Source organism: Cyclobacteriaceae bacterium, from assembly GCA_025808415.1.
Lineage (GTDB): Bacteria > Bacteroidota > Bacteroidia > Cytophagales > Cyclobacteriaceae > UBA2336.
In genome coordinates this window covers 2,245,070-2,259,094 of record CP075525.1, presented here as the reverse complement: position 1 = coordinate 2,259,094, position 14,025 = coordinate 2,245,070, and the positions used below count along the sequence as shown (strand labels likewise).

General features: G+C 43.8%; 14 protein-coding genes. 1 reads left to right on the top strand and 13 read right to left on the bottom strand.

Annotated elements, in window-relative coordinates; genetic code table 11:
* Positions 1-141: 141 nt before the first annotated feature.
* The 13 genes from trmB to KIT51_10290 form a co-directional block, all read right to left on the bottom strand.
* On the bottom strand, positions 142-804 hold the full coding sequence (gene trmB / locus KIT51_10350) for a tRNA (guanosine(46)-N7)-methyltransferase TrmB (GenBank protein UYN85296.1): 663 nt from the start codon (positions 802-804) through the stop codon (positions 142-144).
* Between the two features lie 5 nt (positions 805-809).
* Positions 810-2,084 carry a bifunctional folylpolyglutamate synthase/dihydrofolate synthase gene (locus KIT51_10345; protein ID UYN85295.1) on the bottom strand — a complete coding sequence of 425 codons (1,275 nt, stop codon included), beginning with the start codon at positions 2,082-2,084 and terminating at the stop codon, positions 810-812.
* 49 nt (positions 2,085-2,133) lie between these two features.
* Complete coding sequence (locus KIT51_10340) at positions 2,134-2,451, bottom strand: type II toxin-antitoxin system RelE/ParE family toxin (GenBank protein UYN85294.1); 318 nt, start codon at positions 2,449-2,451, stop codon at positions 2,134-2,136.
* A 3-nt stretch (positions 2,452-2,454) separates the two neighbouring features.
* Complete coding sequence (locus tag KIT51_10335; protein ID UYN85293.1) at positions 2,455-2,694, bottom strand: hypothetical protein; 240 nt, start codon at positions 2,692-2,694, stop codon at positions 2,455-2,457.
* Positions 2,695-2,755: 61 nt separating this feature from the next.
* A complete protein-coding gene (locus tag KIT51_10330) occupies positions 2,756-3,673 on the bottom strand; it encodes a hypothetical protein (protein ID UYN85292.1) in 918 nt (305 codons plus the stop codon).
* Between the two features lie 10 nt (positions 3,674-3,683).
* Positions 3,684-4,073, bottom strand: a complete 390-nt coding sequence (locus KIT51_10325; protein UYN85291.1) for a biopolymer transporter ExbD — start codon at positions 4,071-4,073, stop codon at positions 3,684-3,686.
* Positions 4,070-4,741, bottom strand: a complete 672-nt coding sequence (locus KIT51_10320; GenBank protein UYN85290.1) for a MotA/TolQ/ExbB proton channel family protein — start codon at positions 4,739-4,741, stop codon at positions 4,070-4,072. The genes KIT51_10325 and KIT51_10320 overlap by 4 nt, the downstream gene beginning before the upstream one ends.
* Positions 4,742-4,794: 53 nt before the next feature.
* The gene (locus KIT51_10315; GenBank protein UYN85289.1) at positions 4,795-5,553 is read right to left on the bottom strand and encodes a hypothetical protein; all 759 of its coding nucleotides are present in this window, start codon (positions 5,551-5,553) and stop codon (positions 4,795-4,797) included.
* 80 nt (positions 5,554-5,633) lie between these two features.
* A complete protein-coding gene (locus KIT51_10310) occupies positions 5,634-7,295 on the bottom strand; it encodes a hypothetical protein (protein ID UYN85288.1) in 1,662 nt (553 codons plus the stop codon).
* An 11-nt stretch (positions 7,296-7,306) separates the two neighbouring features.
* Positions 7,307-10,354 (bottom strand): tetratricopeptide repeat protein, encoded by a 3,048-nt coding sequence (locus KIT51_10305; protein UYN85287.1) that lies wholly within the window; start codon positions 10,352-10,354, stop codon positions 7,307-7,309.
* Between the two features lie 154 nt (positions 10,355-10,508).
* Positions 10,509-11,531 carry a DNA polymerase III subunit delta gene (gene holA, locus KIT51_10300; GenBank protein UYN85286.1) on the bottom strand — a complete coding sequence of 341 codons (1,023 nt, stop codon included), beginning with the start codon at positions 11,529-11,531 and terminating at the stop codon, positions 10,509-10,511.
* Positions 11,531-12,034, bottom strand: coding sequence for a rhomboid family intramembrane serine protease (locus tag KIT51_10295; protein UYN88555.1), 504 nt, complete (start codon positions 12,032-12,034; stop codon positions 11,531-11,533). Before KIT51_10295 ends, holA begins: the two co-directional genes overlap by 1 nt.
* A gap of 63 nt (positions 12,035-12,097) precedes the next feature.
* Positions 12,098-12,565 carry a hypothetical protein gene (locus tag KIT51_10290; GenBank protein UYN85285.1) on the bottom strand — a complete coding sequence of 156 codons (468 nt, stop codon included), beginning with the start codon at positions 12,563-12,565 and terminating at the stop codon, positions 12,098-12,100.
* Between the two features lie 98 nt (positions 12,566-12,663).
* Here KIT51_10290 and KIT51_10285 point away from each other — a divergent pair, with 98 nt between their 5' ends.
* On the top strand, positions 12,664-14,025 hold the full coding sequence (locus tag KIT51_10285; GenBank protein UYN85284.1) for a sigma-54-dependent Fis family transcriptional regulator: 1,362 nt from the start codon (positions 12,664-12,666) through the stop codon (positions 14,023-14,025).

Here is a 14,025-nt window from a genome sequence, read left to right as displayed (position 1 = left end):
ACCTAAACCTTAAAGAAGTTCTTTCATGCAAAAGTAAAGTCATGCCATTACGCCAGCTTCAATGGCGTATTACCGAATTGTTACCCTTTAAAAGTGATTTAATTACGCTAACGATGCACCGGGTAGTTATAGGTTTTGGATCTAGGTATAAGCAAACCTGAACCGAAGGTACTTTATGGTTTCTCCCTGACTGGCAAATGCTTCTTCATACCGTGTTTTAATATCAAAACATTCGGGCCGTAAATCCGATTGGTACAGATCAAAGGTATACACAAGGTCAGTAATGTCCGACCGGTTCTCCAACTCCTCAAGGGTATATTGAAAGAGACTTGTGTTGTCGGTTTTTAAACGAACAATTCCTCCAGGCCGAACCAATCGCTTATACATTTCAAGAAACCGGGGGCTCGTAAGCCTGCGCTTAATGTCGCGCTTGCGCGGCCGTGGATCCGGAAAAGTAAGCCAGAGTTCATCAATTTCTTCCCGGTCAAAAAAATTCTCGATGTGCAGGATTTGAGTTCGAAGGAAAGCAACGTTGGCCAGTTGCTTCTCAACGGCTATTGTACTCCCCTTCCAGATACGCTCGCCTTTTATGTCAACACCAATAAAGTTCCGGTCCGGAAAAAGCGATGCAAGGCCTACGGTATACTCTCCCCTGCCACAAGCCAACTCAACGGAAATGGGATTTGTGTTTTTAAAATAGCCGGTAAGCCAGTTTCCTTTTATTTGTCTGAACAACGGTTTAGTTGGCTCAAGCACATTGTCACGCTCTTCAATTATCCTAAACCGTTCTTGCTTTCTTTTCATGTTACCTAAAGCTCATTTAACGCTGCCACCACAAAGGTGCTGCCACCAATAAATATTAAATCTTCAGCCGATGCCCGCGACCTTGCTTTGCTCAAGGCTTCGTTAACATCCGGCACTACTTCTCCCATAAGCATAAACTCCATGGCTTCATTGGCCAGCGTATGGGCATCTAAGGCACGTGGTATATTGGCCTGGCAAAAATAATAACAGGCCTCACGTGGCAATACATTCAGGATGGCTTCGCGATCCTTATCTTTCACCATTCCCCATACCATATGCAATCTTCTGTAGTCGAGTGTTTCAATTTGTTCTACAATCATTTTAACGCCATCAATATTATGCCCTGTGTCGCATACGGTAAGCGGAGCTTGACCAAGTTGCTGCCAGCGCCCCTTTAATCCGGTTTGTGTAACCACATGTTCAAGCCCATGCTTAATCTGATCAAGACTAATCGAATAACCAAGGCTTTGCAGTACCTGCAGGGCTTTTAAAACACCCGAAACGTTTCGCTGTTGGTAGTTGCCAAGAAGTGGAAGATTAAAGGATTCATTAACATGGTTTACAGAACACTCCATTACACCCGTAGAAGTTCTCCTGCATGTAATATCTTCATCGGCAAAATGTATTCTTGCTGCATGTGCACGCGCAACCGACTTGAATAAACCAGCAAGATCAGGTTGTGTTTCGCTGATGACTACCGGAACATCCTGTTTAATTATACCGGCTTTTTCCGTGGCGATTTGTTCCAGGGTATTGCCCAATAAATCCATATGATCGTAACCGATGTTGGTAATCACAGAAACGACTGGTGTGATAACATTCGTTGAATCCAGCCGGCCGCCTAACCCGGTTTCAATTACGGCTATATCTACCGGGTGCCTGGCAAAATAATCAAAGGCCATGGCTACCGTGATCTCAAAAAAAGAAGGCCTGAGTGTTTCGATGTGTGGCTTAATCCGTTCTACAAAGTCAATTACAAATTGCTCTGTCACTTCCTCTCCGTTAATCTTAATCCTCTCCGTAAAGGATTTTAAATGAGGTGATGTGTATAGTCCGGTTTTATATCCTGCAGATTGCAATACAGATGCCAGCATATGGGAAGTGCTTCCTTTTCCATTTGTACCGGCTACATGTATACTCTTGAATTTACGGTGCGGATCACCCAGCATGCGGCAAAGTTCCAGGGTGTTGGTAAGATCCTTTTTATACGCAACAGCCCCCACCCGTTGAAACATCGGTAAGCTGGCGTATAGAAAATCGAGCGTTTGCTGGTAGGTCATGCAGGCGCAAAACTGCATGGGATACCGCCAAATTCCAAATGTGAGTTTCTTAAGTTACTTTCAACAATTCTTCCGGATCGCTTCGTGTATCAAATATTACTTTAATGTATACCGTTTGAATTTGGGCATGATAACTATAAATAATTTTATAATTACCTTCTACAAGGTATCTGTACTCTTGATTTCTTTTGACCAAAGTCTGCTCGATAGCCCCTGATTGCGGAAACTCTTCAAGCTGATGTGTGCGGGAAAGTATGTTTTGGATAATTTGATGAGCGTTTTTTGGTGAGTGCTGGGCTATAAACTCATGAATACATTCCAAATCCACGAATGCCTCTTCCGTCCAGATTACTCGGGCAACGATCAAATTTTAATCCTTTCGTTTAAAATAAGTCTCAATATCTCGCTGAGAATAGATACGTCCTGACGCGATGTCAGCTTCTGCCCGATCTAATTTCTTTTCAATTTCTGCTAAAGAAGATGGAGTTCTAGTTTTATAGGTATCGTTTACTGAATCCTTTCGGACTTGTTCAATAATCCGAATGAGCTCTTCATCCTCTACCCGGGTAAGCCACTCGATAAGCTGAATTTTTTTTTGTACGATGTCCATAAACGAATATACCTATAATTTTATTCAATAGTGAATTAAAATGTCCCTTCCTATTCTTGAATCAGTTCGACCGGATAAGAAAGGTAATTGTACCAGTTGTTGTCGAACGTATGATTGCCCCATCTTTTTTCGTAAAAGTTAGCTTTTCAATGGCCTCTCGACAAGCATACTCAGCCTCTTTCGTGTGCAAAGTATTTACAATTACTTTGTAACCTTCTAGTTCACCCGCAGCATCAACTCTTATTTCAAACACAATACGCCCCCCGGATTCACTACTTGGAATAGTTGGTTTTGGAATATAATCCCAAGTCCATCCTTCAATATCAAGTCCTGCACCTCCTGCCCCACCACCTTGTTTGCCATAAAGTGCATCGGCATCAATTTTACCTTTCGGGTCACCTTTATCGCCTGTTTTGTTGGCGTCATCACCATGACTAACCGGCTTACCTTCTTTATTGTCTGTTGTAGTTTTATCCGCAGTTGTCTTGGTGGCGCTCTTAGCTTCGGTAACCGTTTCTTTGGGCTTCGTTTCTGTTTTTACAACTTCTTTTTGTTCCCTTTCCTTAGGCTTTTCAACCGGCTTAGGGTCAACTTTCTTTTCTTCTTTAAGCGTTACCGGGCTTTCCTGTTTGGTCACAACCGGTTGCTCAATTGGTTTAGCTTCCTGAGGTTTTGATTCTTCTACCTGGGGTTTCTCTTCCACTTGTTGCTGATCATTCTTGGCTTGCTCTACTTCATCTTGCGAAGGTTGCGTTGAGCCCGCTGGTTCTGTTGGCTGTACCGGTCCCGAGCCAACATCATCGGTTCCGAAATTTAATTCTATTCCATATTCCGGAAGCGGTGGATTTGGTGCGCGCCAGGCGACTACAAACAGGAAAGCAAGCAATAACAAACCGTGCACGCCAATAGTAGTAGCTAATGCTATTCGCTTGTTTTGCTTTTCTTGTTCTTCTGTGATATGATTTTGCTCGGAATACACTTTTCGGAATCTATTTAGGTTTTGTAGCGGCTATTACCTTTGCTTCAAGGGCTGTGGCAATTCCGGTAACGTACATGGCTTCACCCCACGGCACATCTTTGTCAATATGCAATACAACGGAGCCGCCTTTTCCGGTAAGTTTGCTTTTCAACTCGCCTTCCAGTAAACTCTTGGATACTTTCTTTTCATTAACGTAATACTGAAGGTCCTTGGTTACTGTAACGGAAACTTTTTGCATTTCAATAGTACTGGACTTTGTAGAAGGCAGGTTTACCGGAAGTCCCGATGGCGTAACAAATGATGATGTTAACATGAAAAACACGAGCAAAAGAAAGATCAGGTCTGTCATGGAGGACATACTGAACATCGGCTCAACCTTGTTTTTCGAACTTAGTTTCATCGTGGTTCTTGTAACAAGTCAACAAAATCAATTGAGGTATACTCCATTTTATGGATTACTTTCTGCACGCGCGACACCAGGTAGTTATAGGCCAGGTAAGCAATAATGCCTACAATCAATCCTGCTACGGTTGTAATCATGGCTGTATAAATACCATCGGAAAGAAGTTTGGGGCTCACTGACCCCTCTTGTTGTGAAATGGAAATGAAAGCCTTAACCATACCGATTACCGTTCCGAGGAAACCCATCATTGGGGCTGCGCCTGAAATAGTGGCGAGTGTTGAGAGGTTCTTTTCCAATTTGAATATTTCAATCTTACCAACGTTCTCAATAGAGGCTTCGATGTTTTTTAGCGGGCTTCCAATGCGCGAGATGCCCTTCTCGATCATACGCGCAATGGGCGAATCGGTTTGTGAGCAGAGAAGTTTTGCTCCGTTAATATCGCCTTTCAATACCTGTTCTTTTATTTTATGCATAAATGCATTCGGATCCTGGTTGGCCTTCTGGATGGTAAGGAAACGTTCAAAGAATATATATATGGCAACAAAGGAGAGTATTACAATGGGCACCATCATAAAACCTCCCTTCAAGGTAAGGTCAATAACCGATAATGACTGGCTTACGGATTCTGATCCGCTTGTCTCAGTCATGATTTGTAGCAACATCATGATGTCAGTAGAAAGGATTAAATTAAAAAATACGTTCCCTTAAGGGTAAAAAATCAGTACTTAAGTACCCACACACCATCACCATACTGGGCTTTCAGTTCATTTGCCTTGGTTTGGGCTGCATCAAACGTATCGCCTTCTGAAACAGCCATGCGCGAAACCTTATGCTTACCAAATGGAGGTATTATTTTAGTGCTCACACCCTCATTACTTAACTTCTTTGCATAATCCATAAGCAGGTCACGGTCCAGTGCACTGGTAATGATAACGTAATAACGGCCCGTGCGTTCCGATAGTGTTTCGATGGAACCTTCCTTTGGAATAGCCGCCAATGAATCAAGCCTGCGCTGTTCAGCGGCCTGGCGTTGCAAACGAAGTCGGTTTTCCTCTTCTTCCCTGGCTTTACGGGCAGCTTCACGGGCAGCTGCTTCAGCCTGCTCGGCTGCCATGCGCTCTTTTTGTTTTGGTTGGTAAATAACAAAATACCATGTAGCCCCTAAAGCCAGCACGATAACGAACAGTATGCCCAATACTTTGGGCCATATGGATGATTCTTCCTGATATGGGGTGTAGCGATAAGGCTCCTCAGAAACCGGCTCTTCCTGCTGGTCTTGTCCAAACCCCGTATAACTATTCTCCTCTTGTTGAGGTTGTGGCTCATTGTCGCCTGAAGATGCGGAGGTGCTTTCGGTTGGCTCGTCCCTGCGGATGGGTTCGTATTCTATTTCAGGAAGACCGAAGGAATCATCGGAGTCGTTACCCGTATTTTCGTTTGATATGTCTTCTTCGTTTTGCTTTTTTCTTCTTGCCATGAAGGTTCAAAAGTTGGTATGTACAAAATTAAGTGAATTTTTGAGGCATCCAAATAGGTGTAAACGTGTGCACTCGCTCATCAGAAACTCCAGGTTATACCGCCCATAGCCTGAAAGGCACGCACCGGGTAATTGAAATACACCTGGTACGCGTTGGAGGTTATGTTGTTCAAATCTACAAACACAGAGAACTTGTCGGACACGAAATACTCCACCCTGAAGTTAAGGTCAAAGGCAGGATCGAGCTTAACGCTTTGCAACGTTACCGGGTCAAGTGCCTTAATGCCACCCAACGCCAAAATATCAGAACTGAAGGCCAACTTACCTTTTAAGTTGTACCGACCGCCAAGGGTTAAACTATACGCTGGCCGGTGCCATGCTTCTGCTTGGGAACCTGTATTATAACTAAAGTAATCTCCACGAAGGCTTAACCGTGCAGTATTGCCGTAATTCATGTTCATGGAGGCAAACAGATTGGTGCGCTTTGTGGCACCTTCATCGTACACCATATCAAATTTTGCCTGGTTATCGTCATTGTTCACGAAGAAGTACAGGTTCTTCAGGCTGGCAAAAGAAAGTCCGGTGTTTACAAATACATTACTGTTCAGTCGCATATTCAAGGCAGCCTGAAAGTCAAATACCTTATTGGTGTGATAAATGGGTATGGCGGCATTAAGCCATCGGTTTTGGCGCATCAAGGTCTGCAAGGAAACGCGTTCAATGCCTCCGGTTAATGTGCCCACTACATCAATCGATGGCGTTAAGGGATAGGTAACCTTTACATCAGGATAGAGGTGCAGGTTTTTGGCATCAAGGGTATCATTCTCTACGGCAAGCACGGCTCCTACCTGTAGCTTCAGGTTGTCTTGTGTCCTGAATGAATAGTACGGGTTAACCTGAAAGAGATTGCGTGCCTTCTTATCAATGCCCTCATCTTTCCGGTTGATTAAGGTATAAAAAGCCTTCAGTTCAATGGCATTATCGTTACCGATTTTATAGGCACTTGAAAAGTTCAGGTCTACCGTACTCTCACTAGCCTCGAACTTATCGTTTAAAAAACTGAAGTTCCCGCCAAGGTTGTAGGAAAAATCGGTGTTGCGGGCATTGGTAATGCCCAGGCCTATAGTAAAAAGATTGTACGATTGACGGATGGTATCACGCAGCACGTTTTCACCTTCGGGGTAACCATAAAAATGGGTAGATAGGTTTTCAAAACCTGCATTACCCTGAAAGGCAAACTCCTTACTGAAGGTTTGTGCAAAAACGGAAAGGCCGGAATTACCACTACCGGAATTTTTTCCATCCACCGGCCCTTTACCAGAACTGTTGAGGAAAGCATGCGCGCCAATCAGTTTATTTTTGTTCTCTTTTGAATTTACAAATGCTTCGAGGTAAGGTGATGCATAATTACCATACCCTGCACTTACAAATCCTCCATTTACCGCTTTCGAGTCTTCTTGCTTTAAGCGTAACGGACGGATGGCCGGATTGGACTCAGGCGTAGTAAATGTTAATGGTCTGAAATTGTAAGTTATCTCGGGCTTGATCGGTTCAACCGGGCGTGGTGGAATTTTATCAAACAATCGGTTTGCCTGTGGAAGGGTTATTTCCCGCTCCTTTACAATTTCAATCTCAACGGGCTTCATCCGAACATCATCTTCCTGTTGGGCCACTGCTGCCGGTGCTACACTAACCAGTATCAGAAGTGTAAAAATGTAACTGTAAATTTTAGGTTCTTTCATGGTTTACCAGCCTAATTGTTACCAACTGTGTCTGCGGCCACTTGTTTTTTACGTGAATCTTCGTCAGCATTTATTTTTCTCAACTTTTCCTTTGCAGCATCCTTTATATGCTGTAGCGGAAACTTGTCAATGAGTGACTGCAGCGTTGCTTTGGCCTGAAAGACATTGTTCATGGCGATGAAATTATCTGCCAGCAATAAAAACGAACGGCCAACCCATTCTTCGTAGGCACCAAACTCAGCATCAATGCCCACTAATGTTTCATAGCATTGCTTGTATTCTTTGGTCAGGAAAAATATTTCACCGAGGCGGTATTTAGCTTCTGCCCCAAACTCATCGCGGGCCGTGTTGAGGGTATTAATAAACTCATCTTTGGCCACATCATACTGTCCACGGGCCATGGCCGATTTACCCAAATACAAGGTGGCTTTGTTTTGGGCACCGGCATTTATATTACCTTTTTCAAGAATGATATTCGCATAGGCATTCACTGAATCATATTGCGCCAACAAGAAAAAAGAATCCATCATGCCGGACCAGGCATTGAACTGATCCTTTTTATTTACCGCCAGTCGCTCCATTCTGCGGTAGCTTACAATGGCCTTTTCATAGCGCCCTAGCCTGAACTCGATTTCAGCCATACGCGCTACCACCCGGTTGAGCATGCTAAACGTTGGGTCACTGCTAAGGGCTGTGTAAATGGAAAGGGCCTTCTCCAATTCACGTTGCCGGTAATGCGATTCAGCCAGGTAGTAATGGGCTTCCTGAATGCGGGAACTTTGTGGGTAGTTAATCAAAAAGCCATTGAAGGCTGTAATGGCGCGTGCATACTGCTGATCGAAGTAAAGGGTTTTGGCTGCTTCAAATTCAACCACTTCAAGGTTCTTGCTTTCAGGGTTAGCCTTTTTGTAAAGGGCCAGATAATTTTCAAACTCGCCACTCCTGCCGGCAAGCCCCAGGGCCTCCTGCAAGGGAAGCAACACTTGCTGTGCTACGGGGTGTTGCGGAAATTTTTGAAGTATGGCAGCATAATCGTTTGCTGTCCGGTCGTACTGTTTCATGTTAAAATAGGATGCAGCCCTGCGCATATAAGCGTAGGGTAAAAACCGGCTGCCTGCACCTTCATTGATGAGCTGTGTAAGTCCGTTGGCAGCGGCTTCATAGTTACCTTGTTCAATTTCAAATTGTGCGCGTTGAAAAATTGCCTCATCGCGGTATTGTGATTTGGGATAGCTGGATATTAATACGGAAAACTGGTTTCGTGCATCGGTATAGTTTCTTAGTATGCCATTAATAACACCGGTTTGAAAAAGGATATAATCATCATCGGGCGAATTAAGCTGCCGTGCCCGGTTGTATGTTGAAAGTGCATCGGGATAAACTTTACGCACATAATAGCAATCGGCCAGGCGTACCAGCCCATCTACGTACATGGCCCCACTTTTAGGGGAGCGATTCGTAAAATCCTTAAAATTAAAGAGCGCCTGTTCGTATTGCTGAAGATTAAAATGAGCATACGCCAACCCGTAGCGGGCTTTGGCCAGCGTTTCGGGTTCAGCCCCAGTACCCAGCGAAACAACTTTTTGATAACGCTTTATAGCTTCCTCATATTTACGATTGAGGGAGTAAGCCTCGCCACTCCAAAAGCTTGCTAATGCAGTATAGTTTGCTGCTATCGGGTAGCGCAACGATTTATCAAAAAACTGTTCAGCACCTTCATAGTCGTCTTTATTAAAAAGTTCTGATCCTTTCAAAAAGGTTGCTTTCTGGTAGGCCTGGTCCACCGCTTGCGACCTGCGCGGCAAGGACTCAATATATTCAATGGCTTTGTTGTAATTGTTTCCGTTAACGTAGGCCTGGGCTAGCAATTCCTTCACTTCAGTTGTGTATGTGCTGGAAGGAAAGCCCTTGAGAAAACGTTCGAATTCTGCAATGGCCTGATCAGGCTTACCCAAATCATACGATACCTTAGCATACTGAAAGGTGCTCTCTTCAACCAGGTCTTTATCTTTTAAATACTTACGGGCATTGTCAAACGATGTTGAAGCAAATGGTTTATTCCCTTGCTTGAGATATAATATGCCCAGGTAATACGATGCATAATAACCTACGGAATCACTGGAGGTGGCAGAATTCTTAAGGTATTCGATTGCCTTATCATCCTGACCTAATGAATAATATGCGTGGCCTGCCCGGTAAAGTAAAGATGCCGGTGCTTTAGATTTGTTTTCTTTCAGGTAGGTTTCGTAAGCGGCTACCGCACTGCTATAATCTTTCTTAAAGTAGTAGGCATCAGCCGCAAGCATGGAAATTTCCGAGTAATTGGTAATGGTAGTTGCACGGGGCCTCAAAGCAATTTCATACTGGATCAGATCATCGTAACGCTTTTGCTTGTACAGTACGTTGGCCAGTAATTGCGGGACAACGGTGGCATACGATGCATTTAATTCAGCCCGTTTTAAGTCGGTGTAAGCGTCATCATAGTTGCCGTTGGCAAATTCAATGAAGCCTGCATAGTAATTGGCTGCGGCCGCATACTCGCTGTTCTGGATTTTTACTGCATTAAACTTAGTCAATGCCTCATCTAATTTTTTTTGGCTAAAAAGGCTGTAGCCCCATTTAAAGTTTGCCTCGGTTCGTTGGTCAGGTGTGAGGGCCGAGATGTTTACTTTAGCATAGCTGGCTGAAGCTTTTGCATAGTTTTTTTCGTTATAGAAAAAATTTGCCAGGTCCAGGTAAGCGGTAATGCTTCTTGGGTTAGCCGGGTTTGAGTCAATAAAATCTTCAATGCGTTTTTCGGCATCGCTATGCCCAAGGTTTAAGGCACAATATGCCAGGTAGTACTCAGCCTCTGCCCTTCGGGTATCCGGACCGGCAGATTGTTGTAAATACTGAGTGAACACCTCGCGGGCAGCACCGTAGTTAGACAGGTTAACCAATTCAAGTCCCTTTTTGTAAAGGTTATCCAATCGCCCCCTCGAAAGTTGGTCCTGCGCAAAAGCACTATGGGTAATAAAGCTTAATAAGACAACGCTTACAAGCAAATTCAATCTTGCCACAACAGTCGTTTCTTGTTTAGAACTTCGAACGGTAAAAAATATTGCAAACGGCAGACCAAAAATAAAAGTTAAAAAAATGCGTGACGTGTGCACGGACTCAAAGGTAAACAAAATAAAAGATAAGAATCAAAACAACGCTGTATTCACCGCTCAGTTAATTCATCAGTCGGTAAACCAACTCGCGCAACAACTGACCTTCATCTGCCGAGCCGGTATTGACACCTTTCAATTTAAGGTCGGCCTCTTTCAAAAGGTAAATATTCTCAACAATCTTTAATGTCTGGTAATAACGTAAAGCCAATGCATAATCACGTATAGCATACGAACTGATTTTCAACACACTAAGCAATCCCTTCTCACTTTTGTCCGAAGCCGAGGAAGCGATGAGTAGTTTGCTAAAGAATGCGTAAAGAAAAGCCACTACGGGTATAACCGGGTTCTTTTTTGTATTCCGTTCAAAATAATTTACGATGCGGGCCGCCTGCAGCCTATCACGATGTATTATGGCTTTTTGAAGTTCAAAGATGTTATACTCTTTACTAATACCAACTTTTGCCAGCACATGATCTACCGTTACGGGTTCGCCAAGCGCCATACCAATGGTAACTTTATCAAACTCATTGGTTAATCGGTTTAAGTCATTGCCTACAAATTCGCAAAGCGCCTGTAACGCCTGTCCATCTATGCTTACCTGCTTTTCCCGGGCATAATCGGCTAAGAAGTCGGGCAATTGATTATCGTAAAGTTTCTTCCCGCTAATAGTGGTTGCCAGTTTCTCGATATTTTTTCCAAGTTCTTTCCGCTTATCAAGGCTTTTATGCTTATGGCAAAATACCAGTATGGTACTCGGAACCGGTTGTTTGAGATACTCCAATAATAGTTTGGTTCCCAGCTCTTTATTTAAGTCCTGTATATCCTGTGCTTCCTTAACAATTACAACTTGCTTTTCGGCCATCATGGGAAATCGCCTGGCATTGGTTAGCACAGTGGCCATGGTAACATCCTTGCCATAAAGGATTACCTGATTAAAACCTTTCTCAGCGTCACTCAATGCATGTTGTTCGATGTGATCAGCAATAATGTCAATGAAGTAACTCTCCTCTCCCTGAAGGAAATAAACCGGATCAAATTTCCTGGCCTTTAATGCAGCCATTATTTTCTTTACTGAAGCATCCATTACCCCACCCGTTTTTTTGAACTAAATGTAAACGCTGATGTAATGCCAACCAAGGCACCTGCCAAATGAGCTTCCCAAGAAATGCGAGGATCGCCAGGCAAAACTCCGTAAAAAATTCCACCGTAAAGAAGTATGGTGATGACCGAGATAAGTATGGATAGAAAGTCGCGCCTGAACAGCCCGAAGAATATCAGGAAAAAGGCCAACGCATAAACAATGCCGCTGGCACCGATATGGTTAGCCGGCCTGGCAAAAAGCCAAACCAACGCATTGGTCCAAAAAAAAGCGCGGAAGAATATTGCATTGGCTATGCGATCGTAAAAGTAAAAGAGCGTGGCACCGAGAAAAAGTAACGGCAACGTGTTTGACACCAAGTGGTAGATGTCACCGTGGGCAAGCGGGCCTAAAAATATGCCTATCAATCCAATAAGGGTACGGGGTTGAATCCCGTATTGGCTTATCGCCCAATGATAATTATGCTCCAGGAAAAAGCACAACCACATAAAGAAAACAAAGCGGAACGGAACAACCGAGCTTCCAATAATTGTCGATCTAGGCATCCGCAATCAAGTTGTTTCAGGATTGTTGATCATGCCCAGGTTTACATATCGCGCTTCTTCTGCGCCCACGGCATTATACCCTAAAACCCCACCAGAGGAAGTGGCGATTTTTGCAGCAATGTCTAACAAGGTTTGATAAAACTCTCCGGCAAAGGTGCGGTCAATCTTTGGCCAGATGGAATTGAGTTGCATCAACTCCTCGGCAATCATCGGATTTCGTTGGGCGGATTCATAAGGATAATTCTGCAAAAGGATTTTTAGTTTATCTTCAAAATCGGTGGCAATTTCATGAATGAGGGTAGAAACTGAAGAAGACGATTTTTTCTTTTTCTTTTCGGCAAACTTTATGGCCTCTTTTATTTCTTTACGGTCAATCGTTCCGTCAGCACCGGCTATCAATATGCAAACCAAAATGGGCGACTTGTAAACAAGTTCCATCTCAGTTGCAGCGAGTTGATAGAGTTCGGGTACCATAATCCAAAAAAGACCATGCAAAAATGCCTAATAAAAGCCTGTTTTTATACTTTTAGGGGTTAAAAAAACTATTGTAACTTACTCCATTCAACACACACATGTACGAGAAAGATCCTGTTAAAATCTTTGTAGTAGAGGATGATGTGGCCTACACCAAGTTCCTGAAGTATGTTTTGGGCCTGAATCCCGACTTTGAGGTTGAATACTATACCACAGGCAAAGAATGCATCAGTAACCTGCACAAAAATCCATCAATCATAACGCTCGACTATTCCTTACCGGATATGACCGGAGAAAACGTGTTGGAGCAAATCCGCAATTATGATCCGAACATAAACGTGGTCATAGTCTCTGCCCAGGAGAAGATCGGTACTGCCGTGGAGCTATTGAAATCAGGTGCATACGATTACATCACCAAAGATCAGGATACTAAAGACAGGCTGTTAAACTCCATTAACCACGCCCGCAACAAATCCTCACTGATAAAAGAAATCGATCACCTGAAGAAGGAAATCACCGAAAAGTACGAGTTTGAAAAGAGTATTATCGGAAACAGTATAGCGCTAAAAGGTGTGTTTCAATTGCTCGAAAAAGCTGTAGGCACCAATATATCTGTTTCTATAACAGGTGAAACAGGAACTGGTAAAGAGCTGGTAGCCAAGGCTATACACTATAACAGCAAACGAAAAAATAAACCCTTTATAGCGGTGAATATTGCGGCCATCCCGCGTGAATTGCTGGAAAGTGAGCTGTTCGGCCATGAAAAAGGCTCCTTTACCGGTGCGGTGTCCAGGCGCATTGGAAAATTTGAAGAAGCAGAAGGTGGTACGTTGTTTTTGGATGAGATTGGCGAAATGGATCCTTCGCTGCAGGCTAAAATACTGCGGGTGTTGCAAGAGCGGGAAGTAATACGTATTGGCGGCAACCAGGTGATTAAACTGGATGTGCGCATTATTACGGCCACCCATAAAGACCTTGCCGAAGAAGTGAAAAATGGCAAGTTCCGCGAAGACCTGTACTACCGGCTTATGGGCATGCCCATAAACCTTCCTCCCCTGCGCGAACGCGGCAACGATGTAATACTCATTGCCAAATATTTTCTCGACCAGTTTTCAAAAGACAACCAATTGCCAAAATTTTTGCTTTCGCAGGAAGCCCAGGCCAAGTTGCTGGAATATCCCTTTCCGGGTAACATCCGCGAACTTAAATCGGTTATTGAACTGGCCGCGGTAATGTGCGAGGACAACATCATTGAACCCAGGAACCTTACCTTTGGCAATGCCAAAAGGCCCGAGTACTTGCTTAACCAGGAAATGAGTATGCAGGAGTACATGTACCGCATCATTCGGCACTACCTTAACCGTTACGATAATAACGTGCTGGAAGTAGCCAAGAAACTCGACATCGGAAAATCATCCCTCTACCGTTACCTTAAAGAGATGGAAGAGGCAGGCATCTGA